15 protein-coding genes are annotated in these 15981 nt (G+C 64.6%); 7 read left to right on the top strand and 8 right to left on the bottom strand.

The window, feature by feature from the left end; all coding sequences use genetic code 11:
• Positions 1-6 precede the first annotated feature (6 nt).
• On the bottom strand, positions 7-498 hold the full coding sequence (accB, locus tag ACOJSI_RS09840; protein WP_420138099.1) for an acetyl-CoA carboxylase biotin carboxyl carrier protein: 492 nt from the start codon (positions 496-498) through the stop codon (positions 7-9).
• Positions 499-614: 116 nt separating this feature from the next.
• Here accB and thiS point away from each other — a divergent pair, with 116 nt between their 5' ends.
• Both thiS and ACOJSI_RS09830 read left to right on the top strand, forming a co-directional pair.
• Positions 615-1631 (top strand): sulfur carrier protein ThiS, encoded by a 1017-nt coding sequence (thiS, locus tag ACOJSI_RS09835; protein WP_420138098.1) that lies wholly within the window; start codon positions 615-617, stop codon positions 1629-1631.
• Positions 1632-1891: 260 nt separating this feature from the next.
• The gene (locus ACOJSI_RS09830; RefSeq protein WP_420138097.1) at positions 1892-4882 is read left to right on the top strand and encodes a TonB-dependent receptor; all 2991 of its coding nucleotides are present in this window, start codon (positions 1892-1894) and stop codon (positions 4880-4882) included.
• Positions 4883-4902: 20 nt separating this feature from the next.
• Here ACOJSI_RS09830 and ACOJSI_RS09825 read toward each other — a convergent pair whose 3' ends face one another.
• The 5 genes from ACOJSI_RS09825 to cobA form a co-directional block, all read right to left on the bottom strand.
• Positions 4903-5682, bottom strand: coding sequence for a phosphoadenylyl-sulfate reductase (locus tag ACOJSI_RS09825; protein WP_420138096.1), 780 nt, complete (start codon positions 5680-5682; stop codon positions 4903-4905).
• Positions 5675-6097, bottom strand: coding sequence for a DUF934 domain-containing protein (locus tag ACOJSI_RS09820; RefSeq protein ID WP_420138095.1), 423 nt, complete (start codon positions 6095-6097; stop codon positions 5675-5677). The genes ACOJSI_RS09825 and ACOJSI_RS09820 overlap by 8 nt, the downstream gene beginning before the upstream one ends.
• 117 nt (positions 6098-6214) lie before the next feature.
• Positions 6215-7843 carry a nitrite/sulfite reductase gene (locus ACOJSI_RS09815; RefSeq protein WP_420138094.1) on the bottom strand — a complete coding sequence of 543 codons (1629 nt, stop codon included), beginning with the start codon at positions 7841-7843 and terminating at the stop codon, positions 6215-6217.
• The gene (locus tag ACOJSI_RS09810; RefSeq protein ID WP_420138093.1) at positions 7844-8140 is read right to left on the bottom strand and encodes a DUF2849 domain-containing protein; all 297 of its coding nucleotides are present in this window, start codon (positions 8138-8140) and stop codon (positions 7844-7846) included. It lies immediately after the preceding gene.
• Positions 8137-8925: a uroporphyrinogen-III C-methyltransferase gene (cobA, locus tag ACOJSI_RS09805; RefSeq protein WP_420138092.1), complete on the bottom strand. Its 789-nt coding sequence runs from the start codon at positions 8923-8925 to the stop codon at positions 8137-8139. The genes ACOJSI_RS09810 and cobA overlap by 4 nt, the downstream gene beginning before the upstream one ends.
• An 89-nt stretch (positions 8926-9014) precedes the next feature.
• Here cobA and ACOJSI_RS09800 point away from each other — a divergent pair, with 89 nt between their 5' ends.
• The 3 genes from ACOJSI_RS09800 to map are packed head-to-tail and all read left to right on the top strand — an operon-like array spanning position 9015 to position 10728.
• Positions 9015-9704, top strand: a complete 690-nt coding sequence (locus ACOJSI_RS09800) for a cytochrome b (protein WP_420138091.1) — start codon at positions 9015-9017, stop codon at positions 9702-9704.
• Between the two features lie 59 nt (positions 9705-9763).
• Positions 9764-9970, top strand: a complete 207-nt coding sequence (locus ACOJSI_RS09795) for a ParD-like family protein (RefSeq protein WP_420138090.1) — start codon at positions 9764-9766, stop codon at positions 9968-9970.
• Complete coding sequence (gene map, locus ACOJSI_RS09790) at positions 9970-10728, top strand: type I methionyl aminopeptidase (RefSeq protein ID WP_420138089.1); 759 nt, start codon at positions 9970-9972, stop codon at positions 10726-10728. The genes ACOJSI_RS09795 and map overlap by 1 nt, the downstream gene beginning before the upstream one ends.
• Positions 10729-10749: 21 nt before the next feature.
• Here the strand turns inward: map and astD are convergent, their stop codons facing one another.
• Both astD and ACOJSI_RS09780 read right to left on the bottom strand, forming a co-directional pair.
• Positions 10750-12159, bottom strand: a complete 1410-nt coding sequence (astD, locus tag ACOJSI_RS09785; RefSeq protein WP_420138088.1) for a succinylglutamate-semialdehyde dehydrogenase — start codon at positions 12157-12159, stop codon at positions 10750-10752.
• Positions 12147-13523 carry a protein adenylyltransferase SelO family protein gene (locus tag ACOJSI_RS09780; RefSeq protein ID WP_420138087.1) on the bottom strand — a complete coding sequence of 459 codons (1377 nt, stop codon included), beginning with the start codon at positions 13521-13523 and terminating at the stop codon, positions 12147-12149. The genes astD and ACOJSI_RS09780 overlap by 13 nt, the downstream gene beginning before the upstream one ends.
• Before the next feature lie 40 nt (positions 13524-13563).
• Here ACOJSI_RS09780 and ACOJSI_RS09775 point away from each other — a divergent pair, with 40 nt between their 5' ends.
• Together ACOJSI_RS09775 and ACOJSI_RS09770 are read left to right on the top strand one after the other, a co-directional pair.
• A complete protein-coding gene (locus ACOJSI_RS09775) occupies positions 13564-14433 on the top strand; it encodes an alpha/beta fold hydrolase (protein ID WP_420138086.1) in 870 nt (289 codons plus the stop codon).
• A 55-nt stretch (positions 14434-14488) separates the two neighbouring features.
• Positions 14489-15892 carry an NAD(P)H-dependent flavin oxidoreductase gene (locus ACOJSI_RS09770; RefSeq protein ID WP_420138085.1) on the top strand — a complete coding sequence of 468 codons (1404 nt, stop codon included), beginning with the start codon at positions 14489-14491 and terminating at the stop codon, positions 15890-15892.
• Positions 15893-15981 lie beyond the last annotated feature (89 nt).

The raw sequence follows: 15981 nt of genomic DNA, 5'->3' as shown, positions 1-15981 counted from the left end.
GGTGGCTTACTCGACGATGACGAGCGGCTGGTCGAACTCGACCGGCTGGTTATTGTCCACCAGGATCGAGGTCACCGTGCCGGCGCGCGGTGAGATGATCGGGTTCATCTCCTTCATCGCCTCGACGATCAACAGCGTGTCGCCGGCGGCAACCTTGTCGCCGACCGCCACGAACGGTTTCGCCCCGGGCGCGCCGGACATGTAGACGGTTCCCACCATCGGCGACTTGATCGTCCCGGGATGATCGCCTGGCGATGCGAGTGCCAATGAGGCCGGGCTTGCAGCCGGCGCGGCAGGCGCCGCTACGGGTACAGGCGGCGCGGCCGCAACCGCCACCGGTGCCGCCGGAGCGGGAACCGCAATGTTGCGCACGACGCGAATGCGCCGGTCGCCATCTTGTACCTCAATCTCGGTGAGGCGGGTATCGTCGAGCAATTCGGCGAGCTGGCGGACCAGCCCGGCATCGACCTGCATCGACACATTGTTAGTTTCGGTCATCAAACGATGCCCCTGAAAAGTGAAGGCGCGCTCATTACAGAGCTTTTGCCGCACGTCCAGCGCATGAAGCGCTCTGCGGGTTTCATCTTCGGCCGCATCCCCTTAGAGCGAAGGGCATGGCGACTCCAATTCACAGCGATGGTACCATTTCTATCACGGTTAACGGCGAGCATAAGCGCGTCGTGGCGGGCCTGAGCATCGCCGACCTCGCGAGTCAGCTGGGTCTGGTGCCGGAAAAGGTCGCGGTGGAACGCAATCTGGAAGTGGTGCCGCGCTCGACGCTCGCGCAGGTGTGCCTGGAGGATGGCGACGAATTGGAGATCGTGCACTTTGTCGGCGGCGGCGATCATGCGGGTTCGATCGATGAGGATCGCTGGACGGTGGCGGGGCGCAGCTTCCGGTCCCGTCTGATCGTCGGTACGGGCAAGTATAAGGATTTCGCGCAGAACGCCGCCGCGCTTGAGGCCTCCGGCGCCGAAATCGTGACGGTGGCGGTGCGGCGGGTCAACGTATCTGACCCGAACGCGCCGATGCTGACGGATTATATCGATCCGAAGAAGGTGACCTATCTTCCGAACACCGCCGGTTGCTTCAATGCCGAGGAGGCGATCCGCACCTTGCGCCTGGCGCGGGAAGCGGGTGGCTGGGATCTGGTGAAGCTGGAGGTACTGGGGGAGGCGCGGACCCTCTATCCGGACATGGTTGAAACGCTCCGCGCGACCGAGGTACTGGCCAAGGAGGGCTTTCTCCCGATGGTCTATTGCGTGGACGATCCGATCGCCGCCAAGCGTCTGGAAGATGTCGGCGCGGTGGCGATCATGCCGCTCGGCGCGCCGATCGGATCGGGCCTGGGCATCCAGAATCAGGTCACGATTCGCTTGATCGTGGAAGGCGCAAAGGTGCCGGTGATCGTCGATGCCGGCGTGGGCACAGCATCCGATGCGGCGCTGGCGATGGAGCTCGGGTCGGCCGGCGTTCTGATGAACACCGCGATCGCGGAGGCCAAGGATCCGGTGATGATGGCGGCGGCGATGAAAGCTGCGGTCGAAAGCGGCCGACTGGCCTATCGCGCCGGCCGGATGGGGAAGCGGCGCTATGCCGATCCCTCGAGCCCGCTCGCCGGGTTGATCTAGTCCAGTCTGAGCGTCGTCCACGCCCGTGGTCGCGACCGATTGGCGGGAAGGATGCGCGGCCGCCTGACGCCTGCCGAGCAAGGCTGTCATTCGATACGCGTGGTCCGATTCTTGCGGCCGGATCGGACTAGTCGCGTTCGCTGGCCCAGCCCGACTGATGCCCCCGCGCAACAGCCGGGCGCCGGAAGCAGCGAATGGGCGATTGCGACGACGGTTTTGAAACAGGGCTGCGTTCAACAGCGGATTCTCATGGAGGCCCTGTGCGCCCTTTCTCGTTCCTGATCGGACTTCCTCTACTGATTGTGCCGGAAGTGGCGCTGGCGCAGGCGGCGACCACCGCGCCGGCCCGGCCTGCCACGACCCATCCCGCCGCGGCGCAAAGCGCGGCCGATGATGAGGAGGAGGTGGTGGTTCAGGGCCAGCGGCCGCGCGGCTCGGTTGAGGGGGACATCCCGCCCGATCAGACGCTGAGCCAGGCAGACGTGCGTGCTTATGGCGTCAACAATATTTCCGACCTGCTCGATGAACTTTCGCCGCAGACCACGAGCGGGCGGGGGCGCGGTGGCGATGCGCCGGTCGTGCTGCTCAACGGCCGCCGCATCTCCGGATTCGGAGAAATTCGCGATCTGCCGACCGAAGCAATCTCCCGCGTGGAGATCCTGCCCGAAGAGGTGAGCCTGAAATATGGCTATTCGGCCGATCAGAAGGTCGTGAACATCGTCCTGCGGCAACGCTTTCTGGCGCTGGTCGGGCAGGGGGGCGGCAGCACATCCACCGAAGGAGGCGGCGCCAGCACCAATCCCGAAGCCAATTATGTCCGTATCCGTGGCGACAGTCGCGTGACGCTGAACCTGCGCTACCAGGACAGCGCGAAACTGCGCGAGAGCCAGCGCGACGTGACCGATCTGGGCGCGAACCGCCCGTTCGACCGCATTGGAAACGTTGCCGCACCTTTCGGGTCGGCGACCGACGAAATAGATCCGGCCTTGAGCGCGCTGGCCGGACAGACGGTGACGATCGCGGGCGTGCCGGCGTCCGCCGCGAACGGCGCGCCGACATTGTCCGCCTTTGTGCCTGGCGCGAATACCCCGAATACCACCGACATCACGCACGATCGCACGCTGCGCGCCTCGTCGCAGCAGTGGAGCGGCAATGCCGTTTATGCGCGGCCCATCTTCGGACGTTCGACCGCTACCCTGAACGGCAGCCTTTCGTACAGCACGGGCGACAGCCTCCGGGGGCTGCCAGGCGCGGCGTTCACGCTACCGGTCGACAATCCATTCTCGCCATTCTCCGATCCGGTCGCCGTCTATCGCTATGTCGGCGACGATCCGCTGCATCAGCGTACCAGCACCCTGACCGGCCATGGCGGGGTCACGGTCAACGGCGACAAGGGGCGTTGGCGTTGGTCGGTGACCGGCAATTACGATCATACCGATAGCCGGACACGCACCCAGACCGGGATCGACACCTCCGCCTTCCAGGCGCGACTGACGACGCTCGATCCGACCGCAAATCCGTTTGCGCCGTTCGCGCCCGGCGATCTTGGCGGCCTTGCCACCAACCGTGCGCGGTCGGTCACCGACACGGGCAATGTCCAGGCCGTGGTCGGTGGCCCTCTGTTCAGGCTCCCGGCAGGGGACGTGACGACCAACATCAAGGTCGGCGCTGAGTATATCGGGTTCGACAGCAGCTCGACGCGCGGGTCGGTTGAGCAAGAGAATGATCTCAGCCGGCGCAACGTCAATGGACAGGTCAACCTCGATCTGCCGATCACCAGCCGGCGCACCGGCGTGTTGCCCTGGTTCGGCAATTTCTCGCTCAATGCCAATTTGGCGGTGCGCCAGCTGTCCGATTTCGGGACGCTGAGTACGCTGGGCGGGGGCTTCGTGTGGAGCCCGATCGTACCGATCAGCCTGATCGGCTCCTTCACCAAGGATGAAGGGGCGCCGACGGTCAATCAGCTTGGCGACCCGATCGTCGTAACGCCGCAGGTGCGCGTGTTCGATTATACGCGCGGCCAGACTGTCGACGTCACGCAGGTAAGTGGCGGCAATCCGAACCTGCGCGCGGACAATCGCCATGTCTGGAAACTCGGGCTGACGGCGAAGCCGTTCGGCGACAAGAACGACCTGACGCTGGTCGCCAATTATGTCCGCACGCGCACTAGCAATGCGATCGCCTCGCTTCCCGCGCCGACGATCGATCTGGAGAATGCCTTTCCCGATCGATTCCTGCGCGATGCCGATGGCAACCTGATCCAGATCGACACGCGCTCGGTCAACTTCGCTCGCGAGCGGACGGACGAGCTGCGCTACGGCCTGAACTTCTCGATCAACTTGAAGTCGATCATGCAGAAGAAGTTTGAGGCATGGCTGGCCGCGCGCAGGGCCGGGCAGGATCTGCCGCCGCCCATCCCGCGCAACAGCTTCCAGCCGACACTGGCGGGTAACAAGGCGGATCTGGCCGCGCGCCAGGCCGAATTCCGGCAGCGCCGGGAAGGGCAGCAGCAGGCGTCGGCTGCGGACGCAGTTCCTCCGCCGCGCCCGGCTGACGCTCCGCCACCCCCACCTCCGTCGGATGGAGCGGCCCCACCGCCACCCCCGCCCGATGGTGCCGCGCCGCCTCCGCCCCCGCCGCCAGGCGATGCCGGCGGTCCACCACCTGGTGGACCACCTCCCGGAGGAGGCTTTGGTGGGCCCGGCGGGGGCTTTGGCGGCTTTGGTGGCGGCCGCGGCGGTGGCCGTGGCGGTCGCATGGGGCAGGCAGGTGGCCGTTTGCAGGTTGCACTTTACGATACCTGGACGTTCCGCGACGATGTGCTGATCCGCCAGGGCGTGCCGCTGCTCGACCTGCTGAACGGCGACTCGGTCGGCGCCGGCGGCGGGCAGTCGAAGCATCAGGTGCAACTGCAGCTCGGCTATTCCAACAACGGTATCGGCGCGCGGCTGGAGGGTAATTACAAGACCGCTACCTCTGTCAACGGCGATGGGCTGGGAACCGGCGATCTGCACTTTTCGGGTCTGGCGACGCTGAACCTGCGAATGTTCGCGGACATGGGGGCGATGCCCAGGTTCATCACCAAACCGTGGGCGCGTGGGCTGCGGGTCAGTTTCGGCGTGACCAATATCTTCAACAGCCGGCAACGGGTACGCGATGCCAATGGAGATACGCCGCTCAACTATCAGCCTGCTTTCCTCGACCCGCTAGGCCGCACAGTGTCGATCACGGTGCGCAAGCTGATCTTCTAAAGAAGCTGCAGCATGGGCTGTCAGAAGATCGGATCGTCTGCGCTGGGACCGGGGATGGGGGTGTGGATGCCGCACTCGACCTTGTCCCAGCCGCGCCAGCGGCCGGCGCGCGGGTCTTCGCCCGGCATGACCCGGCTGGTGCAGGGGGAACAGCCGATCGACAGATAGCCTTGCGCCTCCAGGGGATGGCGCGGCAGCTTATGCGCGTCGAAATAGGCGTTGAGCTGATCTTTCGACCAGCCGGCAAGCGGGTTCAGCTTCAACTTCGGCCCATCGGCATGTTCGGTATCAAGTTCGAACAAGGGCAAAGCCGTGCGCGTGCCCGCCTGGAAGCCCTTGCGGCCCGAAATCCAGGCGTCGAAGCCCTTGAGCGCCCGCTGCAACGGCTCAACCTTGCGGATCGCACAGCAGCCGTCGGGGTCGTAGGACCAGCGTAGGCCGGTCTCATCCTTCTGGGCGAGCAGGCGCGGATCGGGGCGGTAGACGCGCAGATCGGTGAAGCCCAGCCGCTCGGATAGTTCATCGCGATAAGCCAGCGTCTCGCCAAACATCTTCTGCGTGTTGGTGAAGATTAGCGGGACATCCCGATCGATCTGACTGACCAGGTGGAGCAGCACCGCGGATTCGGTGCCGAACGAGGAGACGAGCGCGGTGCGGCCAAACAGATCGCCCGTCAGCAATTCGCGCAGCATCTCCGCGGTAGGAACACCGGTGTACCGCGCGTTGAGCGCATCGACATCCGCCTGGGTGAAGGCAGGACGAACGTCGATCGAGTCGATCTTGCGGGCCGCCTCACCCATGACGCAATTTCCATACCGGCGCGCGATCGTCAGCGGCCTTCTGATAGACATGCGGGAACCGCGCGAGCGCTTCTTCCACCGCCGCCGGATCGAGCGGCGATTCACTCGCCAGTGCATCGAAGCCGCAGCGGCGATAGTCTATCACCTGATCCAGCAGGATATCGCCTTGTGCGCGTAGCTCGCCACCATAGCCCGCTTCGCGCAGGATGCGCGCGGCAGAATAGCCCCGCCCATCGCGGAAGGTCGGGAAGGCGATTTCGATCAGTGCCAGACGGTCGAGATAGGGGATGAGCGCGCGCGCGTCCTCGCCCGCCTCCAGACGGACCGCGGTGGCGTTGGACTGGCCGAGGAAATCGTCGAGCGTGCCGGCGGGCTCCTCATGAACCTCGTCGGTGCGGAAGCGGATCAGGGTCATCGCCGCACTCCGTTCGCCCCGAGTGAAGTCGAGGGGCTTGGCCGAGCGGAGCCGAGGCTGCTCGACTGCGCTCGAACATGTGTCTCGACTTCGCTCGACACGAAGGGTTGCTTGAGCCTACGCATAGATCGCGGCCTTGAAGGGTTCGAGACCGACGCGGCGGTAGGTGTCGAGGAAGCGTTCCCCCTCGATGCGCAGACCGCGGTAGGTTTCGAGCGCCTTTTCCACCGCATCGACGACTCCGTCTTCGGAAAAGCCGGGGCCGACGATCTTGGCCAGGCTCGCATCTTCCGCGCCCGATCCGCCGAACGAAAGCTGGTAATTCTCCGTTCCGTGCCGATCGACGCCGAGGATACCGATATGGCCGGCATGATGGTGGCCGCACGCGTTGATGCAGCCGGAGATCTTGAGCTTCACCTCGCCCAGGTCGCGCTGGCTGACGAGGCTGAACCGCTCCGACAATTTCTGCGCGAGCGGGATCGAGCGCGCATTGGCAAGGCTGCAATAATCGAGGCCGGGGCAGGCGATGATGTCGCTGATCAGGTCGAGGTTCGGCGTGGCGAGGCCCGCCTCGTCGAGCGCCTGCCATACCGCATAAAGATCGGCCTTGCGCACGTGCGGCAGGACGATGTTCTGCGCATGGCTGACGCGCAGCTCGTCATGGCTGTAGCGGTCGGCCAGATCGGCGATCACATCCATCTGCGCGGACGAGGCGTCGCCGGGAATGCCGCCGATCGGCTTCAGGCTGATCGTGACGATTGCATGGTCTGGACGTTTGTGCGCGGCGGTCTGCTGGTCGAGCCACAGTGCGAAATCGGGATCGCTGCGATCGATCTCGGTCGGTCCATCGGTGAAGGCAGGCGGGGCGAACATCGCCGCAATCCGCTCCAGCTCGGCCAACGGCGGATCGACCGCGAGCGTCTTCACATGCAGATACTCTTCCTCGACCTGGCGACGATATTCGTCGGCACCGAGTTCGTGGACCAGGATCTTGATCCGCGCCTTGTAGATATTGTCGCGCCGGCCGTAGCGATTGTAGACGCGCAGGCACGCTTCCAGATAGCTCACGAACTCGCGCGCGGAGACGAAGTCGCGGATCAACGGCGCGACCATCGGCGTCCGGCCCTGGCCACCGCCGACATAGACCGCGAAGCCCAGTTCGCCGGCGTCGTCGCGCTTCAGCTGCAGTCCGATATCGTGCAGCCGCATCGCCGCGCGATCCTCGTCCGCCGCGATCACCGCGATCTTGAACTTGCGGGGCAGGTAGGTGAATTCCGGATGGAAGGTGCTCCACTGGCGCAGCAGCTCGGCATAGGGGCGGGGGTCCGCCACCTCGTCCGCAGCCGCGCCGGCATATTGATCCGACGAGATATTGCGGATGCAATTGCCGCTGGTCTGGATGGCGTGCATTTCGACCGTCGCCAGCTCGGCGACGATGTCGGGCGCGTCTTCCAGCTTGATCCAATTATATTGGAGGTTCTGACGCGTGGTGAAGTGGCCGTAATCGCGGTCATATTTGCGCGCGATGTGCGCCAGCATCCGCATCTGGCGGCTGTTGAGCGTTCCATAGGGAACGGCGACGCGCAGCATGTAGGCGTGGAGCTGCAGGTAGAGCCCGTTCATCAGCCGCAGCGGCTTGAACTGATCCTCCGACAATTCGCCCGACAGGCGGCGCTTCACCTGGTCACGAAATTCCGCGACGCGAGCGTCCACGATCGCCTGGTCATAATCGTCATAGCGGTACATTCAGATCACCCAGCTTTCGGACGCGGTTTCGGCCGCCTGGATGCCGAGATCGGGCCGCACGGTCGGTCCCGCGGCACGGATACGTTCCTTGATGTGGCGCGGCACCGGGCCGCTGACACCGGCTTCCGCATCGACGACATAGGGGCCGTTGACGCGGCGTGCGGCTTCCTCGCGCTTGGCGATCGCATCGGCGCCGGCGGTGACATCCACCGCGTCCGTCACCAGCCGCGACCAGCCATTGCCGGCCCACCAGATCACGTCACCCGTGACGAGATCGTTTCCCGTGAGTAGCTTCACGCCAATGCCTCCGCCTGCGCCGCGAAGGCCGCAAAGCGGTTCTCCGCATCGGATAGCAGCACGACCTCTCCCACGACGATAATAGCCGGGCTGACGACTTTCTCACGCTCGATCAGCCCGCCCAGATCGGCGAGAACCGTCCGCAGCGCGCGCGAGCCGGGCAGGGTGCCCCGCTCCAGCACGGCGACCGGAAGATCGGGCGCGAGACCATCTTTCATCAACTTGTCGGCAATGCAGTTGCCCGAAGCGACGCCCATATAGATCACCAGTGTCCGCCCAACGCCGGCCAGCCCCGACCAATCCTGTTCGCTCAGGCCCTTGCACTGCCCGGCGACAAAACTGACCGCGCTCGACCAATCGCGATGGGTGAGAGGCAGCATGGCTTCCGCCGCACAGCCCAAAGCGGCGGACACACCCGGTACAACCTCGACCGGAAGCCCCGCGGCACGAACCGCCTCGACCTCTTCCCCGCCGCGGCCGAATACGAACGGATCGCCGCCCTTCAGGCGCACGACGATCGAGCCCGCCTTCACATGGGCAACAATCAAGGCGTTGATCGCTTCCTGCGGCAGGGTGTGGCGGCTGCGCTGCTTCGCGACGGAAATGCGCTGCGCATGATCGGGCGCATGATCCAGCACGCGCATGTCGATCAGGCCGTCATGAACGACGACGTCGGCCGTCTGCAGCGCTTCGACGGCGCGCAAGGTCAACAGGCCGGGGTCGCCGGGGCCGGCGCCGACCAGGATGACCTTGCCGCGCGCGTGAGGATCGAGAAGGCTCGCCATGATGGACTTGCAAATGGGGCTTGGCGGCAGGCGGCGCAATCGAGTGATCCTTGGGCTTGGGCTAGAGATACTTTCGTCGCATCGCCACGTTGACGGCGCACGCCGGCGCGCTCAGACTCCGCGTCGAAACGATGGAGTGGCAGGACGTGGCAAATGATGCGGCAAGCCGGATGCGCTACAGCAATGTCGCTATTTTCCTCCATTGGGCGATCGCGATCCTGATCCTGTTCAACCTGTTCACAGGCTTTTTCGGCGAGTCCGTACCGCGCGCGGTGTTCGCCTTTCACATCTCGTCCGGCATTACGATCCTTGCGCTGACGGTGATCCGCATCGTCTGGCGATTGACCCACAAGCCGCCTCCATTTCTGCCGATCGCGGTATGGGAGCGCGGATTGGCTCATGGCGTCCATTTCTGCCTCTATCTGGCGATGCTGGCGGCACCGTTGACCGGCTGGGCAATGGTATCTGCCTATGTTCCCCAGCCGGAAGCAGCGGCCGGGGCCGCTGCGCGGGTAGCGGCGCCCAAGCCGCGGCCGATCATGGTCTGGGGCGTCATTCCGCTACCGCGCCTGTCGCCGATCACGCGTATCGCCGATCAGCCGGATGGCGCTGCCAAGTTGAAGGAGGCCCACGAGCTGTTCGAGGCGCGGCATGAAACAATCGGCTGGATCTTCATCGGTCTGCTGCTGCTGCACCTGGCTGGTGCGATGAAGCATCAGCTGATCGATCGGCGGCGCGAGCTGGGCCGAATGGGAATGGGGAGCGCACCGCTGGCGTAACTGCTCGACGGCGATATATGAACCATATATGATGCATATCTCCGGAACGGGAGCGCATCATGGGTTTGGTCAAGATTGATGATCTGCTGCACGAAGAAGCGCGGCGCGCGAGCACGGTCATGTGCCGGTCAATCAACGCACAGGCAGAGTTCTGGATGAAGATCGGGATGCTGGCGGAGGCCAACCCGACCATGTCCTTCAACGACATCGTCAAAGATCAGCTCAACAGCACCGACGTCGGCATCGTCGCGGCGGTGGCTGCCTGATGGTCAAAACGCCCGACGAACTGGCGCTCATGCGCATCTCCGGCAAGCTGCTGGCGTCCGTGTTCGAGATGCTGGACGGCCAGGATCTGGCGGGCATGTCGACGATGGCGGTCAATGACTTGGTGGAACGCTATATCACCATGGATCTTGCCGCACGACCTGCCAGCAAGGGCCAATATGGCTTCCAATATGTGCTGAACTGCTCGATCAACCATGTCGTCTGCCACGGCGTGCCCGATCCGAACGAGATCATCCGTGACGGTGACATCATCAATCTGGACATCACGCTGGAGAAGAACGGCTTCATCGCCGATTCCAGCAAGACCTATATGGTCGGCGCGGTGCAGCCTGCGGCCAAGCGGCTGGTGCGGGTGGCACAGGAGGCGATGTGGAAGGGCATCAAGCAGGTCCGTCCCGGCGCGTATCTGGGCGATATCGGCTACGCGATCGAACGACACGCCAAGCAGAATGGTTATTCCGTCGTGCGCGAATATGGCGGGCACGGCATCGGCCGCGAGATGCACGAGGAACCGGCGATCCTGAACTTCGGCCGGCCTGGCACTGGGCTGAAGCTGCGCGAGGGCATGACCTTCACGATCGAACCCATGCTTAATCAGGGCAGTCGCATGGTCGCCACCGAGGCGGACGGATGGACCGTCGTGACGAAGGATCGACGGCTATCGGCGCAGTTCGAGCATACCGTCGCGGTGACCCGCGATGGCGTCGAGGTGCTAACCCTGCGCGGTGACCGGAGCTGAACGAGCCCGACGGCGCGTGATCTAGCTTTGCAGCAGCCCCTGGCCGATCGTGGCGCGCGCCTCCGCTGCTTCGACGGATGTCACCGGATAGGCGCAGTAATCGGCAGCGTAGAAAGCGCTGGGACGGTGATTGCCGGAGATGCCGACGCCTCCGAACGGTGCGTTGGAGGGCGCTCCGTTGGTTGGCCGGTTCCAGTTGATCACACCCGCGCGCACGCCCGCCCAGAAACGGTCGTAAAGCGCGGCATCGTCCGTCACCACGCTCGCGGCGAGGCCATAGCGGGTAGCATTGGCGGCTGCTATCGCGGCGCCGAAATCGGGCACACGGATCAGCTGGACGAGTGGCCCGAAAATCTCCTCGTCGGGTAGCTCCTCCACCGCGGTCACATCGATCAGGCCCGGCGTGAGGAAGGGCCGATCGGGGTCGGGGCGGGTCATGGCGCGCAGCACAATCGCGCCCTTGGCAACGAGCCGATCATAAGCGGCAAGCACCTGCGTCGCGGCGTCATTGTCGATGACTGGGCCCATGAAGGGCGCAGGCTCGTCGTGCGGACTGCCGATGATGACGCGGTCGAGGATCTTGCCGACTTCCGTGAGCAGCGGTCCTTCCGCCCCGTCCCGCACGATCAGGCGCCGGCCGCAGGTGCAGCGCTGCCCTGCCGAAAGATAGCCGGATTGGACGACGATGGTCGCGGCGGCGGCGATGTCGGGCGTATCCCACACCACCAGCGGGTTGTTGCCGCCCAGTTCGAGCGCGAGGATGCGCTGCGGCGTGTCGGCGAACTGGCGGCCCAGCGCGGCGCCCGCGCCTGCCGACCCGGTGAAGAGCAGCCCGTCGATATCCGCGTGGGCGGCGAGCGCCTTGCCCTCGTCGCGCCCGCCCTGGACCACCCGGATCACGCTGTCCGGAACGCCGGCTTCGCGGAACAGAGTAACCAGCAAGGCGCCGCTGGCAGGGGTTTTTTCAGACGGCTTGAACACGATCGCATTGCCCGCGAGCAGGGCGGGGACGATGTGGCCGTTCGGCAGATGCGCCGGGAAATTATACGGTCCAAGTACCGCGAGTACGCCGTGCGGCTTGTGGCGCACATGGTTTCGCGCGCCCAACGCGCCCTCCATGCTCCGCGCGGGCGTCCGCTCACCATAAGCGGCGATCGAGATGGCGACCTTGCCGATGACCGCATCCACCTCGCCCTTCGCTTCCCACAGGGGCTTGCCGGTCTCGCGGGCGATGATGTCGGCGAAGGCGTCGGCGCGCTCGCGCACCACCTCGGTAAAGCGACGCAGGATCTCGGCACGCGCCTCGAACGGACGCCGCGCCCACTCCGCCCAGCCCGCGCGTGCGGCGGCCACTTCGGCATCCACATCGCCGGTGGCACCGCGCCACAGCTCAGCCCCGGTGGCAGGTTCGTAACTGATCAATTCGGCCATTGATGCGCCTCACCCATGCGGCGGATCGCCGCGACCTTGTTGTGCAGGAGCGACCAATCATCGCTCGTATCGATCGCCGACCAGATCGCCTCGACCTCCTCGATATGCATCGAGCAGGGTTCCGCGTCGGACCAGTAAGGGTGGTCGGTCGTGCGCGCCGGCTGATAGCGCGCCAGCCTCATTTCAACCTCCCCAAAATGCTCGGCATAGGTCGCGTCGTAGGGACTAGGACGACGCCTGCCACTGGACCAGTCGAAGAAGAAGCGGTCGATGCCGACGGTGCGGGTGCCGAGGCCCCGCTCGATCGCCTGGACCAGCGCGAGATCCTCGGCCTCGCCAAGCGGGTGGACGCCGAGCCGGGCCATCATGGCGCGACTATACGCTTCCTCATAGATTTGCGGGAAGGCATCGAGGATCGGCGCCAGCGCCTCGATCGAGGCCAGCTTGGTGAGCGCGATCGCCAGCTGCACGACATCCCAATGGATCGCCTGCGCCTGCCGCCCAAAGGCGTAGAGACCCTGATGGTCGAAATAGGCCGCGGTGAACTCCGGGTCCCAGAAAGGCGTGAAGCGCCATGGGCCGTAATCGAAGCTTTCCCCGGTAATATTGATATTGTCGCTGTTGAGTACGCCGTGGACGAAGCCGGCCGCCATATACGATGCCGCCAGCCGGGCGGTGCGACGAACCACCTGCTCCAATAATTGCAGCGCGGGTTCGTCATCTGCTGGCTCGCCGTATAAATGTTCGACGACATAGTGCGTCAGCCGCGCCATCTCCTCGGTCAGGTTAAGCGCGCTCAACCGCTGAAAGCTGCCGATGCGGATATGGCCGTGGCTCAGCCGCACCAGCACGGAAGAACGGGTGGGGGATGGCTCGTCCCCGCGCTGCAGGGCCTCGCCCGTCTCGATCAGCGAAAAGCTCTTCGACGTGTTGACGCCCAAGGCTTCCAGCATCTCCGTGGCCAGGATCTCCCGCATGCCGCCTTTCAGCGTCAGCCGGCCGTCGCCGAAGCGGCTATAGGGCGTCTGACCCGATCCCTTTGTGCCCAGATCCAGCCAGCGTCCGTGCCCGTCGCGCAGCTGGGCGAAGGTAAAACCGCGCCCGTCGCCCAGATCGGGATTGTAGCTGCGGAATTGATGGCCGTGATAGCGTAGCGCCAGCGGCTGCGGCAGATTGTCCGCAAGCGGCTGGAAGCGCCCGAACGCTGTCACCCATTCTGCGTCGGATAGATGATCCAGGCCGACGGAGGCCGCCGCGCGATCGTTGCGGAAGCGCAGCTTCGTTTCGGGAAAGTCGGCCGCGGCAACCGGATCGGCAAGGAAATCGGCAATGGTGCGGATCGGCGGTTGCGGGGAGGATGTCATCACCCCGATATGGGGTGGTACAGGCCGGAGACGCAAGCGCATGGCACAGCCACTCTATCAAGACCGCATCTGGTATTCGGCCGACGGATTGCGTTTGCATTATCGCGACTATGCGGGCGATCCGACCAAGGCGCCGGTCCTCTGCATTCCGGGGCTGACCCGCAATGCGCGCGATTTCGAAGGCGTTGCGTCCCACCTGGCTGGCAGCCGCCGGGTGATCGCGGTGGATCTGCGCGGCCGCGGCGACAGCGACTATTCGGACGATCCGATGACCTATGTGCCGCCCGTCTACGTCCAGGATCTATTGGCACTGATCGACGAGCAGGATTTGCACCATGTCGTCCTTTTCGGCACGTCGCTGGGCGGATTGCTGGCGATGCTCATCGGCCTGGCCGCCCGCCCGCTGCTCGCCGGCGTTCTGCTCAACGATATCGGGCCGGTGCTGGGCGTGCAGGGCCTTTCCCGCATCAGAACCTATGTCGGGCGTGACGTGCGTTTCGCCGGATGGGACGAGGCTGCAGCCACGCTCGCCCAGGCACATACAGGAAGCTTCCCGAGCTACGGGAGCGAGGATTGGCAACGGTGGGCGCACCGCGTCTGCCGCCAGGAGCCGGACGGCACGATCCGGTTCGACTATGATATGGCGCTGGCCGCCCCGTTCAATCTGCCGCCGCCGGAGCCGCCGTTCGATCTGTGGCCCGCATTCGAATCCTTGCGCGGCTTGCCGCTTCTGCTCGTGCGCGGCGCGCTATCGGATATATTGGAGGAGGAGACGGCAATCGAAATGGTGCGGCATATCCCCAATATGGATTTTGTCACCGTGCCAGCTATAGGGCACACGCCAACGCTGGAGGAACCGGAGGCAATGCACGCGATTGATCTGCTGCTGGCCGCGGTCGATCACGAATAATCGCGCATTACGGATCAGGTAGGCCTATATGGCCGCACGTTGTTTGGAGGTTGGTTTGTTCAAGGGATTGCGCCCGATTATGTACGGAGGCCGTGAGGTCTGGCCGCTGATCGAGGGCGGCAAGGGCGTCGCGGTTTCGAACCATGCCAGCACGGGCGCCTGGGCGGCCGCCGGCGGCATCGGCACGATCTCGGCCGTAAATGCCGACAGCTATGATCCCCAGGGCCGGATAATCCCGCAAGTCTATCGCGCGCTCACGCGCCGCGAACGGCATGAGGAACTGGTTCAATATGCGATCGATGGCGCGGTCGAGCAGGTAAAGCGTGCGTTTGACATCGCCGGTGGCAAGGGTGCGATCAACATCAACGTGCTGTGGGAAATGGGCGGCGCTCAGCGCGTCCTCCACGGCGTGCTGGAACGGACCAAGGGCCTGGTGGCCGGCGTCACGTGCGGCGCGGGTATGCCATACAAGCTCAGCGAGATCGCAGCCTCCTATGGCGTGAATTACCTGCCGATCGTCAGCTCGGGCCGCGCGTTCAACGCTTTGTGGAAGCGCGCTTATTCCAAGGCCGCCGAATGGCTCGCCGGCGTCGTCTACGAAGATCCCTGGCTCGCCGGGGGCCATAACGGCCTGTCCAATGCGGAGGACCCCAAAGTCCCACAGGATCCCTATCCGCGCGTGAAGGCGCTGCGCGAAACGATGCGCGCGGGCGGCGTTTCCGAAAGCGTGCCGATCATCATGGCGGGTGGCGTCTGGTATCTGCGCGATTGGGAAAACTGGATCGATAATCCGGAGCTGGGCGCGATCGCGTTTCAATTCGGCACGCGCCCGCTGCTAACGCAGGAAAGTCCCATCTCTGAACAGTGGAAGGCCCGGCTGCCGACGCTGGATGAGGGCGATGTGCTGTTGCACCGCTTCTCGCCGACCGGCTTTTACTCCAGCGCGGTCCGCAATCCCTTCCTGCGCAATCTGGAGCAGCGCTCCGAACGCCAGATCGCCTTCAGCTTGGAAGCGGCAGGCGATCACCAGTTCAAGCTGGACGTTGGCGTAAAGGGCAAGAGTTTCTGGGTCACGCTTGGCGACCTGCACCGTGCGCGGGAATGGGACGGCCTTGGCTTTACGGTCGCCCTCAAGACACCCGACAATACGCTGGTCTTCGTCACGCCGGAGGAGATGAAGGTCATCCGCAAGGATCAGGCCGATTGCATGGGCTGTCTCAGCCAGTGCGCCTTCTCTTCCTGGGCAGATACGGAGGGCAATTCGACCGGACGTCTGGCAGATCCGCGCAGCTTCTGCATTCAGAAGACGTTGCAGGACATCGCGCATGGCGGTGACGTCGATCAGAACCTGATGTTCGCCGGACATTCGGCCTATCAGTTCAAGAAGGATCCCTTCTACTCGAACGGCTTTGTGCCGACCGTGAAGCAGCTGGTCGATCGCATCCTGACCGGGGACTGAGCGCCGTCTTCTAGGCGGGAGTCCGGCTGGGGCGGTCCTTTGGAGGCGGCAAGGATTTCTGCGGCGCGTCGCCACGGCGTCGCGCTAGA

The sequence above is a fragment of the Sphingomonas sp. genome (genome assembly GCF_048595155.1).
Classification (GTDB): Bacteria; Pseudomonadota; Alphaproteobacteria; order Sphingomonadales; family Sphingomonadaceae; genus Sphingomonas_I.
The sequence above is the reverse complement of the archived record's forward strand: the minus strand, read 5'-3'. Positions and strand labels throughout refer to the sequence as shown.